Annotated in this window: 17 protein-coding genes; 12 read left to right on the plus strand and 5 right to left on the minus strand. The window is 73.3% G+C overall.

Features of this window, described 5'->3' with window-relative positions; all coding sequences use genetic code 11:
• Positions 1-931 precede the first annotated feature (931 nt).
• From C6376_RS12195 to C6376_RS12220, 6 genes are all read left to right on the plus strand, one after another.
• A complete protein-coding gene (locus tag C6376_RS12195; RefSeq protein ID WP_107443433.1) occupies positions 932-1381 on the plus strand; it encodes a DoxX family membrane protein in 450 nt (149 codons plus the stop codon).
• Complete coding sequence (locus tag C6376_RS12200) at positions 1381-1809, plus strand: Zn-ribbon domain-containing OB-fold protein (RefSeq protein WP_107443434.1); 429 nt, start codon at positions 1381-1383, stop codon at positions 1807-1809. Before C6376_RS12195 ends, C6376_RS12200 begins: the two co-directional genes overlap by 1 nt.
• Before the next feature lie 4 nt (positions 1810-1813).
• Positions 1814-2473, plus strand: a complete 660-nt coding sequence (locus tag C6376_RS12205) for a GNAT family N-acetyltransferase (RefSeq protein WP_107443435.1) — start codon at positions 1814-1816, stop codon at positions 2471-2473.
• A 51-nt stretch (positions 2474-2524) separates the two neighbouring features.
• A complete protein-coding gene (locus tag C6376_RS12210) occupies positions 2525-3382 on the plus strand; it encodes a GNAT family N-acetyltransferase (RefSeq protein WP_107443436.1) in 858 nt (285 codons plus the stop codon).
• Between the two features lie 137 nt (positions 3383-3519).
• Complete coding sequence (locus C6376_RS12215) at positions 3520-3999, plus strand: hypothetical protein (RefSeq protein ID WP_107443437.1); 480 nt, start codon at positions 3520-3522, stop codon at positions 3997-3999.
• Positions 3996-4355 carry a hypothetical protein gene (locus tag C6376_RS12220; RefSeq protein ID WP_107443438.1) on the plus strand — a complete coding sequence of 120 codons (360 nt, stop codon included), beginning with the start codon at positions 3996-3998 and terminating at the stop codon, positions 4353-4355. The genes C6376_RS12215 and C6376_RS12220 overlap by 4 nt, the downstream gene beginning before the upstream one ends.
• 9 nt (positions 4356-4364) lie before the next feature.
• On the opposite strand, the gene C6376_RS12225 is transcribed toward C6376_RS12220, so the two are convergent.
• The 3 genes from C6376_RS12225 to C6376_RS12235 all read right to left on the minus strand — a co-directional run bounded on the left by C6376_RS12225 (position 4365) and on the right by C6376_RS12235 (position 7407).
• Positions 4365-5030 carry a pyridoxal 5'-phosphate synthase gene (locus C6376_RS12225; protein ID WP_107443439.1) on the minus strand — a complete coding sequence of 222 codons (666 nt, stop codon included), beginning with the start codon at positions 5028-5030 and terminating at the stop codon, positions 4365-4367.
• Positions 5031-5045: 15 nt separating this feature from the next.
• Entirely contained in the window at positions 5046-6041 is a 996-nt protein-coding gene (locus C6376_RS12230; protein WP_107443440.1) for an expansin EXLX1 family cellulose-binding protein, read from the minus strand.
• Between the two features lie 193 nt (positions 6042-6234).
• Positions 6235-7407, minus strand: a complete 1173-nt coding sequence (locus tag C6376_RS12235) for an acetyl-CoA acetyltransferase (protein ID WP_107443441.1) — start codon at positions 7405-7407, stop codon at positions 6235-6237.
• Between the two features lie 79 nt (positions 7408-7486).
• On the opposite strand from C6376_RS12235, the gene C6376_RS12240 reads away from it, so the two are divergent.
• Together C6376_RS12240 and C6376_RS12245 are read left to right on the plus strand one after the other, a co-directional pair.
• Entirely contained in the window at positions 7487-8704 is a 1218-nt protein-coding gene (locus tag C6376_RS12240) for an acyl-CoA dehydrogenase family protein (RefSeq protein ID WP_107443442.1), read from the plus strand.
• A complete protein-coding gene (locus C6376_RS12245) occupies positions 8701-9180 on the plus strand; it encodes a nitroreductase/quinone reductase family protein (protein ID WP_107443443.1) in 480 nt (159 codons plus the stop codon). Before C6376_RS12240 ends, C6376_RS12245 begins: the two co-directional genes overlap by 4 nt.
• 119 nt (positions 9181-9299) lie before the next feature.
• On the opposite strand, the gene C6376_RS12250 is transcribed toward C6376_RS12245, so the two are convergent.
• Positions 9300-9920 carry a LysE family translocator gene (locus tag C6376_RS12250; protein ID WP_107443444.1) on the minus strand — a complete coding sequence of 207 codons (621 nt, stop codon included), beginning with the start codon at positions 9918-9920 and terminating at the stop codon, positions 9300-9302.
• An 82-nt stretch (positions 9921-10002) separates the two neighbouring features.
• Here C6376_RS12250 and C6376_RS12255 point away from each other — a divergent pair, with 82 nt between their 5' ends.
• Entirely contained in the window at positions 10003-10455 is a 453-nt protein-coding gene (locus C6376_RS12255) for an Lrp/AsnC family transcriptional regulator (RefSeq protein WP_057578957.1), read from the plus strand.
• Positions 10456-10686: 231 nt separating this feature from the next.
• Here the strand turns inward: C6376_RS12255 and C6376_RS12260 are convergent, their stop codons facing one another.
• Positions 10687-11322 carry a TetR family transcriptional regulator gene (locus tag C6376_RS12260; protein WP_107443445.1) on the minus strand — a complete coding sequence of 212 codons (636 nt, stop codon included), beginning with the start codon at positions 11320-11322 and terminating at the stop codon, positions 10687-10689.
• Between the two features lie 134 nt (positions 11323-11456).
• Between C6376_RS12260 and C6376_RS12265 the strand changes: the two genes are divergently transcribed.
• The 3 genes from C6376_RS12265 to C6376_RS12280 all read left to right on the plus strand — a co-directional run bounded on the left by C6376_RS12265 (position 11457) and on the right by C6376_RS12280 (position 15558).
• Positions 11457-12179, plus strand: coding sequence for a VOC family protein (locus C6376_RS12265; protein ID WP_107443446.1), 723 nt, complete (start codon positions 11457-11459; stop codon positions 12177-12179).
• A 177-nt stretch (positions 12180-12356) separates the two neighbouring features.
• Positions 12357-14726, plus strand: a complete 2370-nt coding sequence (locus C6376_RS12275; protein WP_107443447.1) for a PQQ-binding-like beta-propeller repeat protein — start codon at positions 12357-12359, stop codon at positions 14724-14726.
• 289 nt (positions 14727-15015) lie between these two features.
• Positions 15016-15558 carry a hypothetical protein gene (locus C6376_RS12280; protein WP_107443448.1) on the plus strand — a complete coding sequence of 181 codons (543 nt, stop codon included), beginning with the start codon at positions 15016-15018 and terminating at the stop codon, positions 15556-15558.
• Positions 15559-15947 lie beyond the last annotated feature (389 nt).

The following is a 15947-nucleotide window of genomic DNA, read 5'->3' on the forward strand; positions in this document are numbered from 1 at the left end:
GCCACTTGCTTGTGCGCGAACGGAAAAAGAGGGGCGCGACATCAGGAGTCCGGGGCCGCCGTGCCGCCTCGAGCCGACCGAAGCGGTGCGGCGCACTGAGAGCCAGCTCGAGACGCCGGTCGTCCTCTCCCTCGCGCAGGAGATGCGGCGCGGACACGGTGCCCTGTGCGAGCGCCCGTCCGGGTCTGGTGCGCTCGAGTTTCGGAATGCTTGAATGCAACGGTGATCGAATTAGCGGCGATGCTGGTCGTGGCCGGACTGACAGCCCGGTTGTTCTGGAGGAAGGCCAAGCAACGTGAGGATGCTGCTGCTCGGGGAGATGTGATCAAGGTTCCCTGTCTGCTCCGACATCCCGCGTTCGAAGGCCGGTGGCTCCGTGGGTGCATGGTGATCGGCCCCACCTCGATGGCCTGGGAGCACCGCGGCAGGGGCGGCGCGGCAGTGTCTCTCCCGGGAGGGCTGCGCCAGGTCGGCGTCCGTTTCCCTTCGCTGCGTGAAGCAGCTTGGAAGATGAACGGCAGGTCCAGGATCGTAGAGTGCGCCTCCTCCGAAGGAGCCGTCCTGGTCGCGGTGATGCCGAACGAGTTGGACCACGTGCTCACCGCCCTGAGCAGGAACGGCGCCGCGTAGACAACGGCTTTCCATTCCCGCATACGGCCGACAGCGAAGCGCTCCGGACGATGATCCTCGACGTCGACATCAAGGCGGGGAAGGCCGATCACCTGCTCTGAGCCGGCCCCCTGTGCCGCTGGCCGGCAGTAGCCCAGTAGCCCACGCCGACTGCGCGGAGGCGTCCGCCTGTGTGGCGATCGGCGGCCGTTCACGGGGGACCCCGCAGCTTCACTGTCGGCGCACGGGGTGCCTCGTCCGGGATTCGGCGGGGGATCCCGTGGGGTTCCCGGGCGGTGTTGTCTGACGTACCGTCAGATTCATGGATGCGATCTGGCTCGACGGGGCTGAGTGGCTGGCGGTGCTGCGGATCGGGCTCGGACTGTGGTGGCTGGAGAGCTGGCGGCACAAGGACAAGAAGAGCTGGTTCGAGAGCGGTGCCGGCATCGCTTGGGCGGCGGACGTGGCGGCCAAGCACCGCTGGAGCGCCGTTCGTTCCGGGTTCGCCGCGGTGGTGCAGCCGCGCCCGCGCCTCATGGCGTACGTCGTGGTCTACGCGGAGCTGGCGCTCGGCCTCGGCCTGATCCTCGGCTTCCTCACCCCGGTCGCCCTGGTCGGGGGCCTGCTGCTCAACCTCCTCTACCTCGTCCTCATGATCCACGACTGGGCCGAGCAGGGGCAGAACTCGATGATGGCGCTGATCTCGGCGGTGGGGCTGGGCGCGATGGCCTGGCAGACGTGGTCCATGGACAGTGCACTGGGGTGGTTCTGATGGGCACGTCGGCGCGGTTCGACCTGCCGGAGGCCGACGCCTTCACTCGTACGTACTGGGACGCTGCCGCCGAGGGTCGGCTGCTGATCCGGCGCTGCGGCGCCTGCGCGCGGGCCCATCACTACCCACGGGAGTTCTGCCCGCACTGCTGGAGCGAGGACGTCACCTGGGAGGAGGCGAGCGGCCTGGCCACCCTGTACACCTGGTCCGTCGTCCATCGCAACGACCTGCCGCCCTTCGGGGAGCGCACGCCGTACGTCGCGGCGATGGTCGATCTCGCCGAGGGGCCGCGCATGTCGACGGAGCTGGTGGGGGGAGCCGAGCCGCGCGCGGGCATGGCTCTGACGATCGTCTTCCGGGACGGGGCGCCGGTGTTCCGGGCGGTGGCCGAGGGGCCGCCCACGCACGGCCGGACAGGTGTTCAATGACCGGATGACCGAGATCCGTGAGCCCTCCTCAGCGCCCGCCACGCCTGTCACGTCGAGCGACACCTTCCTGTCGTCCGTGTCGCCCGCGCTGCCCGCCGCGCCCGTCCTCGACGGCCACGGGCTCCGGCTGCGAGTCTGGGACCCGGAGTCCGCCGCCGACGTGGACGCCTGGCTGCGCGGGCTCACCGACCCGGAGTTCCTGCGCTGGAACACGCCGCTGCGGACGGTCTCGGACGCCGCCACCGCGCGGGAGTCCCTGGAGAACAAGACGGCGGACGCCGCCGCCGGACAGGCGATGATCTTCTGCGTCACGGACGCGGCCGACGGGACGATCCTCGGACAGGTCGGCGTCAGCGCGATCGAACGCGTGCCGAGCCGCGGCATCGTCGGCTACTGGGTCCTGCCGGAGGCGCGGGGCCGGCACGTTGCCACCCGCTCGTTGCTGCTCGCGGCCCGGTGGGCGTTCGCCGAGGTCGGTCTGCACCGGCTGGAGCTGGGCCACGCCCTCGGCCACGACGCCTCCTGCCGGATCGCCGAGCGCTGCGGATTCCGTCACGAGGGCACTCTGCGCGGGGCGATGTGGGAGGCCGGCCGCCGGGACGCCTTCCGGGACGTCCACGCGCACGGCCGGCTGGCCACCGACCCCCAGCCCGAGTCCCCCTGACCGCGCGGTAATTGACAGGCGGCGAGCGGCCTTCGCGCGCCACGATGGGCCATGCGCCCTGACGACTGGCACCTCACCCACGACCTCGACGCGTTCCTCGAGCGCGCCGGCGAATTCCTGCGCTCCCGCCCCGCGCTGCACACGGTCCCGCTGACCGTCGTCGACAGTCTGCGCCGCAGGGGCCCGCACATATACGGTCCGGAGGACCCGCTCTTCGGCACGCTGGACGTGGCCGGTGACGTGCGCGGGGTGTTCTTCCGCACGCCTCCGCACCGGCTCAACCTCACCTCCCTGACGGAGGAGGGGGCCGAAGCCCTTGCCGAGCGGCTGGCCGCCGACGGGTACCGTCTCCCCGGGGTGTCCGCCGACCGCGACACCGCCGCCTTCTTCGCGGCGGCCTGGAGCCGCAGGACCGGCGTCGATTCACAGCTCGTCGAGCGGCAACGCCTCTACCGGCTGGGTGAGTTGACGTCCCCCGGAGCGGTTCCGGCGGGCCGGGCGCGGGTTGCCGACGCCGCCGACCGCGACCTGCTGATCCGCTGGCACGACGCGTTCATGGACGACACCGGCGCGCACACCGGCCAGGACGCCGGCGCCTGGGCCGACTCCCGGATCGCCTACGGCGGGATCACCCTCTGGGAGACGCCCGACGGTGCCCCCGTCGCCATGTCCGGGGTCACCCCGGAAGTGGCCGGCCAGGTGCGGGTCGCCCCCGTCTACACCCCGCCCGCCCTGCGCGGCCGTGGCTACGCGGGCGCGGCGACCGTCGAGGTGAGCCGCGCGGCGCAGGCCTCCGGCGCGGCGGAGATCCTCCTGTTCACCGACCTCGCCAACCCGACGAGCAACGGCCTCTACCAGCGCATCGGCTACCGCCCGGTCGCGGACTTCGCGGTGTACGCGTTCGCGTAGGGGGTGGGGGCCGGGTGGAGAACGCGGTCGCCGTCTGCCGGCGCGTAGAGCGGTCTCCTCCCTCCTCCCTCCTCCGTTCGGGTGAGGGGGGAGGCGGTGCATGGTGCAGGCGGGAATTTCGAAGTACTTTCGAAGTCATGGCCATCGAAAACGCCGCTGTGAACTTCTCCGAACTGGTGAACAAGAACAAGCAGACGCTCGCCCGGCTCAAGGAGTCGCCTCGGCTGCTGCTGCACCGCAGAGACGGGGAGGATCTCGTTCTCACCACCGCGACTCGGGCCGAACAGGACCAGACCGTGGTGTCCGCCGCCACGCGGATGCTCGCCGCATTGGCGCGCCGGGATCCGGGCAGCATGGAACTCCTCCTGGGCATACTGCCGGACGCCTTCCCCTGGATCCGCTTCCTGGCCGAGGCCGACGTGCACGCGTTCGCCGTCGAACTGGTCGACACCATGAGGGCCGCAGACTCCGTCGGCAACAGCGCGTCCGTCGCCCAGCTGCTCATCGCCTGGGAGCACACGGCCGAGGTCCACTCCGACCCGGAACTGCTGGCCGCGCTGACCAGGAACCACGACGAGGACTACGGCCCCGCCGCGGACCCGCGGGAGGGCCTGTGAGCGCAGGCCGCGGAGACCGCGTCGCACCACCGGCACCCGACGGCCACTGGGAGGTTCGTTTCGCCGACGCGGCCTCGGCGAAGGGCTGGGAGAACCTGACGCAGCAGGCGCGCGAGAACACTTTTCGCGCCTGGACCGTCATGAGAACCGACCCCGCACCGGCCGCCGAGACAACCCGGCACCACCGTCTCAAGGGCAGCCTGGCGCACGGCACCCATCGAGGGCGGACCTGTCAGCAATGGCAGATCGAGGTGACCGGGGCCGGACGCGTCTGGTACCTCCTCGACACGTCCCGCGACACCTGCTGGATCACGTTCGCCGGGACCGGGCACCCACGTGCCACCGACCGTTCCTGACCCGCGGGCTCAGGGCCACAGCCGGTCGGTGGACCAGGCGTCGCCGGTGCGGCGGTAGCGCAGCCGGGTGTGGCGGCGGGCGGCGTCGCCCTGGAAGAACTCCGCCTCCTCCGGCCGTAGTCGGTACAGCGTCCAGGTCGGGGACTTGGCCGTCGGGTGGGTGCGGGCGTGCTCCCAGGCGGCCTCCGACGCCGCCGCGAGTTCCTCCGCCGAGGTCAGGACGTCGCTCTGCCGTCCGGTCAGGGCGGCGGCCAGCGCGCCGGTCGAGCGGGCGTGCAGATCGGCCTGGGCCTCCTCGGAGGGAGCGGACGTGACCGGGCCGCGGACCCGGACCTGGCGGCCCAGCACCGGCCAGTAGAAGGTGAGGGCCGCGTACGGGCGGGCGGCGAGCTGACGGCCCTTGGCGCTGGTGGCGTGGGTGGCGAAGGACCAGCCGTCCGCGTCCGCGCCGTGCAGCATGACGATCCGGGCGTCGGGCAGGCCCTCCTCGTCCGACGTCGACAGGGTCATCGTGTGCGGTTCCCGCTCGCCCGCCGCGACCGCCTGCGCGAACCACCGCGTGAAGAGGGGGATCGGGTCGTGGGGGGCCGACGAGGCGTCGAAGGGCGCCAGCTCCGTCACCTCCGGGTCCCACACCCGCAGCGTCCTCAGCAGTTCATGAAGGTCCTTGGTCATGCACCGAGTATCCGGTCAGTGCCGGGCGAACTGGACCCGGGTCGGCTGCACCGCGTCCGGCCGGACGGCGATCCCCTCGACGGTCAGCCGCTCCCCGTAGATGTCGGTGAGCCGGATCGCGCCGCCGCAGCCGGCGCCGTTCTCGGAGAGGAAGTAGTTGTAGTCGGTGCGCGCCAGCCGGATCCAGGAGCCGCCGCTGCGGACCTCGAGGCGGGCCACCGGGTTGCGGTGGCCGATCGCCTGGATCCCGCACCAGTACTGGCTGGAGCCGATCTTGTAGCGGATCGAGACGGTGTCGGACGTGGCCGGGCTCAGCAGGCTCCACGTGATCGGGATGCGGCCCGCCGAGAGAGGGGCGAGCTTGGCGAAGGCCTGCCGGCTGAGGTCGAGCTGACCGGGTGCGCAGGGTGCCGGGCACTCGTTGGTGATGCGGACCGTGATGGACGCCCCGCCCGCCGCGCGGACGGCCACGTACGCGCCGCACGCCTTCGACGTCTCGTAGTCGGCGGTGTTCATCGCCGCGGTCATCACGTCGGAGGTCGGGCCGAAGGAGCAGGCGCCGCTGCCGTCGCCCGCGTCGTAGGAGGTGGCGACGCCGGTGTAGGAGGCGCCGGGCCGGATCCGTCCGGCGAGCGGCCCCGCCCCCGAGGCCGCCCGGGCGGCGGGCGCGGCGGCCTTCGCCGGGGGCCGCGCGGCCGGGGAGGCCGGGGCGGTCGTCGTCCCGCTCGCGGTCGGACTCGGGCTCGCGGACGCCGAGGACGAAGCGGACGGCGTCGGCGACGCGGACGTCTTCGCCGTCGTCGGCGTCGCCGACCCGCTCACCCGTACGCCGGCGACGGGCGCGCCGGCCTCCCGCACGTCGTCGCTCCCACCGCCGGGGCGGAGGGCCGCGACCAGGGACACGACGAGCGCGACGGCGGCCACGGCCACCACGGCGACCACGGCGACCACGGGGACGCGGACCTTGGGCCGGTCGGGGCGGCGGGAACGGCGGTGCGAGGAAGCTGCCACGGGAGAAGTCCTTACGCGTTTCGGCGGAGCCCGTCCGGCAGACGACCCTCCCGGACGCGAAAGCCTCCGAACACGGAGGCCTCCATCCCCTCAGTGGCCGCCGCCCCACGAAAGGTTGCCGCCCCCGGAGAGATCACCGATCCGGATCTCACCGCGCGCCTCAGCCCCGCCTCGGTCCCGCCTGAACCCCGCCTCAGTCCCGGCCCAGCACCACCGTGCCCGACGAGCAGAACCAGCCGCCGGTGCCGCAGGCCACGCCCAGGCGGGGCGGGTCGCCGTCCCGGGTGCGCACCTGGCGTGGGCCGGCCTCGCCCCGCAGCTGACGCACCGCCTCCACCAGCAGGAACAGGCCCCGCATCCCCGGGTGTTGGGCCGACAGGCCGCCTCCGTCGGTGTTGACCGGCAGCGCGCCGCCCTCGACCCGCAGCCGGCCCTTCTCCACGAACGGGCCGCCCTCGCCCTTCGCACAGAAGCCCAGGTCCTCGAGGGTCACCAGCGTCATGTAGGTGAACGCGTCGTAGATCTGGGCGAAGTCCATCTCGTCCGGGCGCAGTCCGGCGCGGGCGAAGGCCAGCCGGCCCGCGGTCGCCGCCGGGGACACCGTGAAGTCCTCCCACTCGGACATCGAGGCGTGCGAGACGTGCTCCCCGGTCCCCAGGATCCACACCGGCGCCGTGCGGCAGTCCCGCACGTACTCCTCGGCGGCCAGCAGCACCGCCGCGCCTCCGTCGGAGCGGACGCAGCAGTGCAGCTTGGTGAACGGGTCCGCGATCATCGGCCCGGAGAGCACCTCGTCGACCGAGACCGGGGTGCGGAACATCGCCTCCGGGTTCAGCGCCGCGTTCGCCCTCGCCTGTACGGCGACCTCCGCCAGCTGCTCGATCGTGGTCCCGTACTGGAGCATGTGGCGGCGGGCCGCCATCGCGTACTTGGCGACCAGGGTGTGCCCGTAGGGCGCCTCGAACTGGAGGGGGCCGCGTGCGCCGAAGGCGAACGTGCCGCCGCGGCGGCCCGCCCTGATGTCTGCCCGGGGCGTCGCGCCGTACGCCAGCAGGACGGCGTTCGCGTGGCCGGCGGCGATCGCGTCGGCGGCGTGCGCCGCCATCACCTCCCAGGTCGCGCCGCCGACCGAGGTGGAGTCGACCCAGGTGGGCCGCAGGCCCAGGTAGTCGGCCAGCTCGACCGGGGCGAGCGTGCCGAGGCCGGCGGAGGCGAAGCCGTCCACCGTCTCCCGCCCGAGCCCCGCGTCCGCCAGCGCCCGGCGGGCCGCCTGTGCGTGCAGGGTGTACGGGGTCGCCTCGTCGACCCGGCCGCAGTCGGAGAGCGCGACGCCGACCACGGCCACGTTCCGGGTCCGCACGGTCATGAAAGGCCACCTTCCTCTGGGCAACTCGCTGCCGAACTCCTAATATGACGGACCGTCAGATCTGTAGGAAGGGGCGGCCATGGACCCCGGCTTCACCGCCGAGCAGGACGAGATCCGCCGCACGCTGCGCGAACTGCTCCACAAACGCTGCGGCCCCGCGGAACTGCGGGCCGCCCTCGACGCCCCGGCCGGGCACGACCCCGCCCTGTGGGCCGCGCTCGCCGAGCAGCTCGGGCTGCCCGGGCTCGCGCTCCCCGAAGCCCACGGCGGGGTCGGCTGCCTCCGCACCGACCTCGCCCTCGCCGCCGAGGAGACCGGCCGGGCCCTGGCGCCGAGCCCGCTGCTCGCGACCTCCGTGCTCGTCGCGCCCCTGGTCCTCGCCCTCGGGACCGACGCCCAGCGGGCCGGCCTGCTGCCCCGGATCGCCGACGGCACGCTCACCGCCGCGCTCGCCGTGCCCGCGTCCGCCCTCGCCGCGGCCCTCGCCCTGACCGGACCGGGCGGCGGTGACTGGTCCGGCGGCGGACGGGCGGGCGGAGTGCAGGCCCGCCGCTCGGGAGACGGCTGGCGGCTGTACGGCGAGGCCGCGCAGGTACTCGACGGACACAGCGCAGGACTGCTGCTCGTCGCCGCGCACACCGGAGGCTTCGTACGGTCGCGGACCCTGCTGTTCCTGGCGCCGGGGGACGCCGCCGGCGTCGTACGGACGCGGCAGACGGCCCTCGACGCCACCCGGCCGCAGGCGCGGGTGCAACTGCGGGACGTGGCCGCCGAGTTGCTGGGCACGGAAGAGGACGACGTGCCCGAGGCCCTTGCCGACGCGGGGGACTTCGCCGCCGCCTTCCTCGCCTGCGAGGCCGTGGGCACGGCCGGACGGGCGCTGGAGCGGACCGTCGAGTACCTCGGGCAGCGGGAGCAGTTCGGGCGGCCGATCGGTTCCTTCCAGGCGGTGCAGCACCGGCTCGCCGATGTGTACGTGCAGATCCAGGCGGCCCGCTCCGCCGCGTACTACGCCGCCTGGGCGGCAGGCGGGGACGGCCAAGGCGGCGGAGGCGGAGCCGGCCGGCGGGAGCGGGTCGGCGGGCTCGCGCTCGCCCAGGCGCTGGAGGCGCTGCGCCGGGCCGCCGCCGAGGGCGTCCAGCTGCACGGCGGCATCGGTTTCACCTGGGAGCACCAGGCGCACCTGTACTTCAAGCGGGCCGCCGGGGACGAGCTGCTGTTCGGGCCCGTGCACCGGCTGCGCGCCCACGCGGCCGAGCGGGCCGGACTGTTCGCACGTACGGAGGTGACGGTGTGATCGGCGTCAGAGCGGTGCAGAAGGTGTCCTCGACACGGGCCTTCGCGAAGGTGGCCCCGCACGTCATACCGGCCCTCGACCGGGCCGTGCACCGTCTCACCCGGGGAAAGGTGCTGCTCAGCGCCCAGCTCCTGCCGGGCGTGATCCTGACGGCCACCGGCGCGCGGAGCGGACGGCCGCGGCGGACGCCGCTCGCCTGCATGCCCGAGGAGGGCGGCGGCAGCTGGATCCTGGTCGGCTCCAACTTCGGCCGCACCGGGCATCCGGCCTGGACCGCCAACCTCCTCGCCCACCCCGACGCCGAGATCAGCTGGAAGGGCACGGACATCCCGGTCACGGCCGTGCTGCTGGCGGGAGAGGAGCGGGCCGCGGTCTGGAAGAGGCTGCTGACGTTCTGGCCGCCGTACGCCGCCTACCAGGAGCGGGTGGAGCGCGAGATCCGGCTGTTCCGGATCACGCCCCGGCCGCCCTCCTGATCAGTGGGCCGGCGTCCGCCCTCCTGCCCCGCGTCCCGGCGGCCGCCGCCTGGTCGGAGCTCGGGCGGCCGTCCTGATCAGCGGGCCGGACCGGTCCGGGGGTCGCCCGCGGGGCCGGCTCACAGCGTGGCCAGGCGCTGTGCCAGCAGGAACGCGCCGATCCCGAGCATCGCCGCGCCCGAGGTGCGGGTCACCGCGCGGGCCGCCGCCGGGCGGGCGCCCAGCAGCCTGCGGGCCAGGACGCCCACCGTGAGGTAGACGGCCGCGCAGCACGCCATGTGCAGCAGCCCGAGGAGAGCCGTCTGCGCGGCCACCGGCAGGCGTCCGGCCCCGGGGCCGAGGAACTGCGGCAGGACCGAGAGGTAGAGCAGCAGTCCCTTGGGGTTCAGGCCGCTGATCGTCGCCCCGCGCAGGAACACCCGCGGTCCGTCCGCCGCGAGCTCCTCTCCGGCGCCCGGTGTCCCCGGCCGCCGCAGCACGCTCCAGCCCAGCACGACCAGATAGGCGGCGCCCGCTGCCGTCAGTCCGGTCAGCACCGCGGGCGAGCCCGCGACCAGCACCGCGAGGCCCGCCGCCGCCAGCGCCGTGTGCAGCGCGTAGCCGCTCACCAGACCGCCGACCGCCGCGCCCACCGAGCGGCCGCGCAGCCCGGCGGAGACCACGTACGCCCAGTCGGCGCCCGGCACGCACACCAGCAGCAGGTCCACGGCGAGGAAGGAGAGGAGGGATCCCGAGTCCATGGTGGGGACATTAGGCGCGATGCGGCCGAAAGTGTTCCCGATGTTTTCTCGCTCTCTCGCACAATGGGGGAAGATCTGCCTCATGGACGACGTGGACCGGAAGATTCTTGCCGAGCTGCAGCAGGACGGGCGGCTGACCGTGACCGAGCTGGCCGCACGGGTGCGGCTGAGCGTCTCGCCGTGCCACCGGCGGTTGCGGGAGCTGGAGCGCTCCGGGGCGATCAGCGGATACCGGGCGGTGGTGGAGCCGTCCGCCGTGGGGCTGACCTTCGAGGCACTGGTCTTCGTGTCCATGCGGCAGGAGGACCGGGACACCGTCGCCGAGTTCGAGCGGGCGGTGGGCGAGGTGGAGCACGTCCTGGACGCGCAGCGGCTGTTCGGGGAGCCGGACTACCTGCTGCGGGTGGCCACCGCCGACCTCGCGGCCTTCCAGCGGCTCTACGACGAACGGCTCGCGACCCTGCCGGGTGTGCAGCGGCTGACGTCGACGCTGGTGATGAAGCACGTGGTGAAGGGCCGGGCGCTGCCCGCCTAGAGCCGTGCCGGGCGTCGTGGGCCGGTGAACCTTTCCGGTCACGGCACCAGGGGCACGGCCGCACCGGTCCGGCCGGACGCCGGCCTGCGGTGCGGATCGCGGCAGCGCCGCGGAGTGCGGAAGGCGCCGCGGAGTGCGGTAGACGCCGCGGAGTGCGGCAGGCGGCAGCTCACCTGGGTGAACCGCCGCCCGGCAGACAGGACGTGACGTTGTGGAATGGGGCCCGGCCGGCTACTTCGTCGGCTTCTTGCCGGTGATGCCCAGGTGCACCAACAGCGCCAGGTTCGGCTTGAGTTCAGCCTGCTTGACGCCCCACGTCTGGAAGCCCTTCTGGTGCGAGGCGACCGCCGCGAGCATCGCGACGAGCGCGCCGGCGACCGCGGCCGGGTTCACGTCCTTGTCGACCCGGCCCTTGGACTGGAGTTCGGCGACCGCGTCCGAGAGGGAGTTGTTCACCGAGTTGAGGATCTTCATGCGGAGTTTGTAGAAACGCTTGTCGCCTTCGGCCGCGCCGAGGTCGACGACCCTGAGGATCGCGTCGTTCTTCCGCCAGAACTCCAGGAAGCCGTCCACGAGTTCCTGGGCCGTCTGCCAGCCTGCCTTGCCGACCCAGGAGCGCCCCGCGACCAGAGTGGTCAACTCAGCTCCCTCGGCGGCCATTTGCTCGGCAATCTCCAGGACGGCGCCCTCGACGTCGGGGAAGTACTGGTAGAACGTCGCGGGCGAAGTGCCTGCCTTCCGGGCGACATCGATGACCTTGACGTCCCGGTAAGGAGAGGAGCTGAGCATCTCGCTGAGGCAGTCGAGCAGCTTCTGCCGCGTCGCCTGCCCGCGTCGACCGGCCACGCGGCCGTCGACGGTACGCACTTGTCCTGTCATGCCGTCAGCTTACCGAGGGGTGATCGGAGCGCGATTCGGCCGACTGCAAATGGGGTGCGCGGGGGTGCGGAGGCGGCTGTGCCTGGTCTGCGGCTTGCGTGCAGCGCCGTTAGTTTGGCCTCATGGCCGAAAACAGGGCATCGGTGTACGCGGAGGGTGTCCCCTGCTGGGTGGACGCGCAGCTCCCCGATGTGGACGCGGGCAAGCGGTTCTACGGTGAACTTTTCGGATGGGACTTCGAGGAGGCCTACGGCTCCGCGGTGTGGGCCCGGCTGGACGGCGCCCGGGTCGCCGGGCTCGCCCACAAGACGGACGGGCGGATGCCCACCGTCTGGACGGTCTACTTCGCCACCCCGGACGCGCAGGCGACCGCCCGGCGCATCCAGCGGGCCGGGGGACAGATGGTGACGGCGCCGCTCCCGGTCGACGGGGCGGGCTCCGCCGCGCTGGCGGCCGATCCCGAGGGCGCGGTCTTCGGCCTCTGGCAGGCGGCCGGCCACGCCGGATTCGGCGTGCGGCACCGACCCGGCGCGTTCGCGTGGGCGCAGCTCTACGCCCATGACACCGAGGCCGCCAACACCTTCTACGGGCACCTTTTCCACGAGGCGCTGTTCGGCCCGCGGGCCGAGCCCGACTTCGGGCGGGCGCCGGTCGGCGACGTCTTCCCGGAGATCATGCCGGCGCACTTCCTCGTCCACTTCGGCGTGCGGGACTGCGAGGCCGCCCTGGGAGCGGTGAGCCGGCTCGGCGGGCGGGTGCAGGCGGGTCCGTTCACCGCTTCGTACGGAATCGTGGCCGTCGTCACGGACAATCAAGGGGCGTCGTTCGCGCTTCTGCAGCGTTGAGCCGTGTTTTTTGCTCGTATATGAAATGAGACACCCTTATTGCCCCCGGGTTCGCAACCGGCCGCCCGGCCAGGAAGAATCAGGGTGCGTGCCGCCATGGCGGTGCGGTGGTGAGACGCTGCACGGGGCCGCGCACACACGTGGGTGGCGCGGCTCGTACGGGGAGGTGGCAGGCAAGTGGTGGATCAGCTGACGCAGCACGATCCTCGGCGGATCGGGCCGTTCGAGGTGCTGGGACGGCTGGGTGCCGGCGGCATGGGGCTGGTCTATCTGGCACGTTCGGCCTCGGGCCGGCGCGTGGCGATCAAGACGGTCCGCACGGAGCTCGCCGAGGACCAGCTCTTCCGCGTGCGCTTCACGCGCGAGGTGGAGGCGGCCCGGGCGGTCTCCGGGTTCTACACGGCCGCGGTCGTCGACGCCGATCCGCGTGCCGCCGTGCCCTGGCTGGCCACCGCGTACGTGCCCGCGCCCTCCCTCGAGGAGATAGTGAACGACTGCGGCCCGATGCCGGCCCAGGCGGTGCGCTGGCTGGCGGCGGGCGTCGCCGAGGCGCTCCAGTCGATCCACGGCGCGGGGCTGGTCCACCGTGACCTGAAACCGTCCAACGTGCTCGTGGTCGAGGACGGTCCCCGGGTGATCGACTTCGGCATCGCGTCCGGCGTCTCGAACACGCGTTTGACGATGACGAACGTGGCCGTCGGCACCCCCGCCTACATGTCTCCCGAGCAGGCCAAGGACTCGCGGAGCGTGACGGGCGCGAGTGACGTCTTCTCGCTCGGCTCGATGCTCGTCTTCGCCGCCACCGGCCACCCGCCCTACCGCGGCGCCAATCCGGTCGAGACCGTCTTCATGCTGCTGCGCGAGGGCCCCGACCTGGACGGCCTGCCCGACGAGCTGCGCCCGCTCATCGAGTCCTGTATGCAGATGGAGGCGACGGCCCGCCCCAACCCGGCCGACCTCCAGGCCCAGCTCGCCCCCCACCTCTTCGGTTCCGGCTCGGACGACAGCGGAACCGCGTCGGCGTGGCTGCCGGAGAAGGCCGTCACCCTCATCGAGACGCGCCGCGGCGGCCGTCCCCCGGTGAAGCCCGCGCCCCCGAGCCCCCGCAGCGGCCAGGGCGTGGGAATGGCCCGGCCGGTCCCGCCCGTGCCGCCCCCGCCCCCGCACGACCCCGTGGTCCTCTCCCGCCCGGCGCCCGCGCCCGTCGGGGCCCCCGACACCGGCCCGGTCCGGCTGGCGGGCGCGGCGGTGCCCATCGGGCCCGGTCCCCGGGTCGCCGACGTCCGCGCCACGGCCGCCGTGAAGGCGCCGGTCGCCGAGCCCGGCCTGGTCGCCGGCTGGTCCCGCCCGCGCCCCGGGGTCAACGGCGCCGACACCACCGTGCCCACCCCGCCGACCGCGCCCGCGGAGACCCCGGCGGGCTGGCGGCCCTGGCGGTTCCGCATGTCGAACGACGTGTGGGGCACGCCGTCCGTCTCCGGGGACCTCGTCTACGTCACCTCCTTCGAGGTGCACGCCCTGGACGTGGCGACCGGCCGCCGCCGCTTCAAGACGCGCGACGTGGCCTGGTCGATGGCGGTCGCCGACGGCCGGGTGCACGCCTCCGACGGCCCCACCCTGTTCGCGCTGGACGCCCGCGAGGGCGGCGACCTGTGGCGGCTGTCGACGGACGCCTGGGTGTACTCGCTCAAGGCCGACCGGGGCACCCTCGTCACCGGCACGCGGGGCGGCGGCGTCCAGGCCTGGGAGGCGTCCAGCGGCCACAAGCTCTGGGAGATCACCGGCTGCCAGACCGACTTCGAGTCCCCGGAGGCCGGCCCGGCGCTGCACGACGGCACGGTCTACGTCTGGCGGGACGCCCGGCTCAGAGCCCTGGACGCCCGCACCGGTGAGGAGCGCTGGTCGTACCCGATCGGCGACACGGCCTCGTGCGGCGGCGTCCCGGTCCGCGTCACCCCCGCCCCCGACGGCTATGTCTACCTCTCCGCCGGCACCCGGGTGCTCGCCGTCGACGTGGCGAGCGGCATGGTGCGCTGGCACTTCGAGGCCCCGGCGGTGTTCCTGTCCGCGCCGACGTTCGTGCCCGGCCCGGCGGTCACCGGCGGCGGCGTCTACCTCGCCGACTACCTGGGCACGGTGTACGCGCTCGACGCCACCGACGGCCGCGACCGCTGGCGCATCGCCACCGAGGCCCGGTCCTCCGTCGACCCCGTGCTGGTGGCCGCCGGACATGTCCACGTCGGCAGCGGCAAGGGCCTCTACACCCTGGACGCCGTGACGGGCACCCCCAAGTGGCGCTTCCAGGCGGGCGGCGACATCGTGGGCGCCCCGGCGGTCGCGGAGGGCCGTATCCACTTCGGCTCCACCGACCATCTGCTGTACACCCTGAAGGCCGACGACGGGCGGCTGCGCTGGAAGCTGGCGACCGGCGGCGAGATCACCGGCTCCCCGCTGGTCCGCGACGGCGTCGTGTACGCGTGCAGCAAGGACCGCTGCGTGTACGCGCTGGACGCCGAGAAGGGCACGGGCACGGCCCGCACCGCCTGACCTACCGCGGTGACTTTCCTGATCCGCCCTGATCCGCCCTGAGCGCTGTGACCCGGCCGACCGACTTGACGACCTGACCGGCCCGAGCGGCCCGTGCGGCCGACCTGAGCGGCCCGTGCGGCACCGTCCGGGACGGCCGTCGTGCCGGGGGTACGGAAGGGGTCCGGACGGCGGCCGTCGCTGCGGGGGAGCGGCCCGCCGGTCGCTCTCACCCCGGACGCTACGCCGGAGACCGGCCGGTCGCCATGCGGTGACATGGCCGTGACAGGGTCCCCCTAGGGTGGCGGGCATGGATCGACGGGGACGCAGACTCAGGTTCACAGCGGTCGCGGCGCTGGTGGTACTGGCGCTGACCGGCTTCTCCACGAGCCGGGGCCACGGTCACGGGCACAGCAGCGGTCACGGCAGCGGCGGCGGATGCAGCAGCTCCAGTCAGGACCACGACAGCTCGTCGTCGTCGAGCGGCGGCACGTCCGGCTCGCGCTACCGCGACTACGACGATGACGACGACTACACGGGCGGCACATCCGGCGGCTCCGGCTCCTCGACCCTGTCCGTGACCCTGCGGGACGCCACCGTGAAGCTGATCGACTGCGCGACGCCGAGCCGGCCCTACGCCATGGTCGAGCTCACCAACCCGAACGCGACCGGCGGCTACTTCACCGTCACGGTCGACTTCCTCGACGCCGGTTCGGGGCGTGTGGAGCAACGGAACGAGGACGCGTACGCCGCGGGCAACGCCACGGCGACGGTCCGTGTCGACCTGTCCACCCCGTCCGTCGCGGCGAGGATCGACCACTGCGAGGCGCAGCCGGCGGCACCAGCGCGCTGACCGGACGTCCCTCAACGGCCCGACGCCACCACGGGCGCCTCCGCCCACACCGTCTTGCCCACGGGCACGCGAGGACTCCACCTCCCGCACGGTCCGTTGCTGTGCTTCGAAGCCGCCTCCTGGGCCGCCTTCATAGGCGAGTTGAAGGCCGGGCACTACCGTTCCTGAGGCGGCCGGGCCCGGCCGCGGTCCGCGTTCCGGGCTCACCGGACCCTTGTCCGCGAGGGTCCGGCGGGCCACTGACCTCCTGAGAGAACCGGGGGAAGGAACTTCCCACCGCATCGAGCGCACCTGGCCATGACGGATGGGCGGCCACCTGCCGGCCGTGGGTCCGGCAGCCGTCCACAGGCGGGGCCCCTGAACCGGGGCGTCTGCGCGTCGGGCCCGGG

This window comes from Streptomyces sp. P3, from assembly GCF_003032475.1.
Classification (GTDB): Bacteria; Actinomycetota; Actinomycetes; order Streptomycetales; family Streptomycetaceae; genus Streptomyces.

Bases quoted from the DNA above. Each gene is read 5' to 3' on its own strand.
- C6376_RS12195 (WP_107443433.1), top strand. From the start codon at position 932: ATGGATGCGATCTGGCTCGACGGGGCTGAGTGGCTGGCGGTGCTGCGG.
- C6376_RS12200 (WP_107443434.1), top strand. From the start codon at position 1,381: ATGGGCACGTCGGCGCGGTTCGACCTGCCGGAGGCCGACGCCTTCACT.
- C6376_RS12205 (WP_107443435.1), top strand. From the start codon at position 1,814: ATGACCGAGATCCGTGAGCCCTCCTCAGCGCCCGCCACGCCTGTCACG.
- C6376_RS12210 (WP_107443436.1), top strand. From the start codon at position 2,525: ATGCGCCCTGACGACTGGCACCTCACCCACGACCTCGACGCGTTCCTC.
- C6376_RS12215 (WP_107443437.1), top strand. From the start codon at position 3,520: ATGGCCATCGAAAACGCCGCTGTGAACTTCTCCGAACTGGTGAACAAG.
- C6376_RS12225 (WP_107443439.1), bottom strand. From the start codon at position 5,030: ATGACCAAGGACCTTCATGAACTGCTGAGGACGCTGCGGGTGTGGGAC.
- C6376_RS12235 (WP_107443441.1), bottom strand. From the start codon at position 7,407: ATGACCGTGCGGACCCGGAACGTGGCCGTGGTCGGCGTCGCGCTCTCC.
- C6376_RS12240 (WP_107443442.1), top strand. From the start codon at position 7,487: ATGGACCCCGGCTTCACCGCCGAGCAGGACGAGATCCGCCGCACGCTG.
- C6376_RS12250 (WP_107443444.1), bottom strand. From the start codon at position 9,920: ATGGACTCGGGATCCCTCCTCTCCTTCCTCGCCGTGGACCTGCTGCTG.
- C6376_RS12255 (WP_057578957.1), top strand. From the start codon at position 10,003: ATGGACGACGTGGACCGGAAGATTCTTGCCGAGCTGCAGCAGGACGGG.
- C6376_RS12265 (WP_107443446.1), top strand. From the start codon at position 11,457: ATGGCCGAAAACAGGGCATCGGTGTACGCGGAGGGTGTCCCCTGCTGG.
- C6376_RS12280 (WP_107443448.1), top strand. From the start codon at position 15,016: ATGGATCGACGGGGACGCAGACTCAGGTTCACAGCGGTCGCGGCGCTG.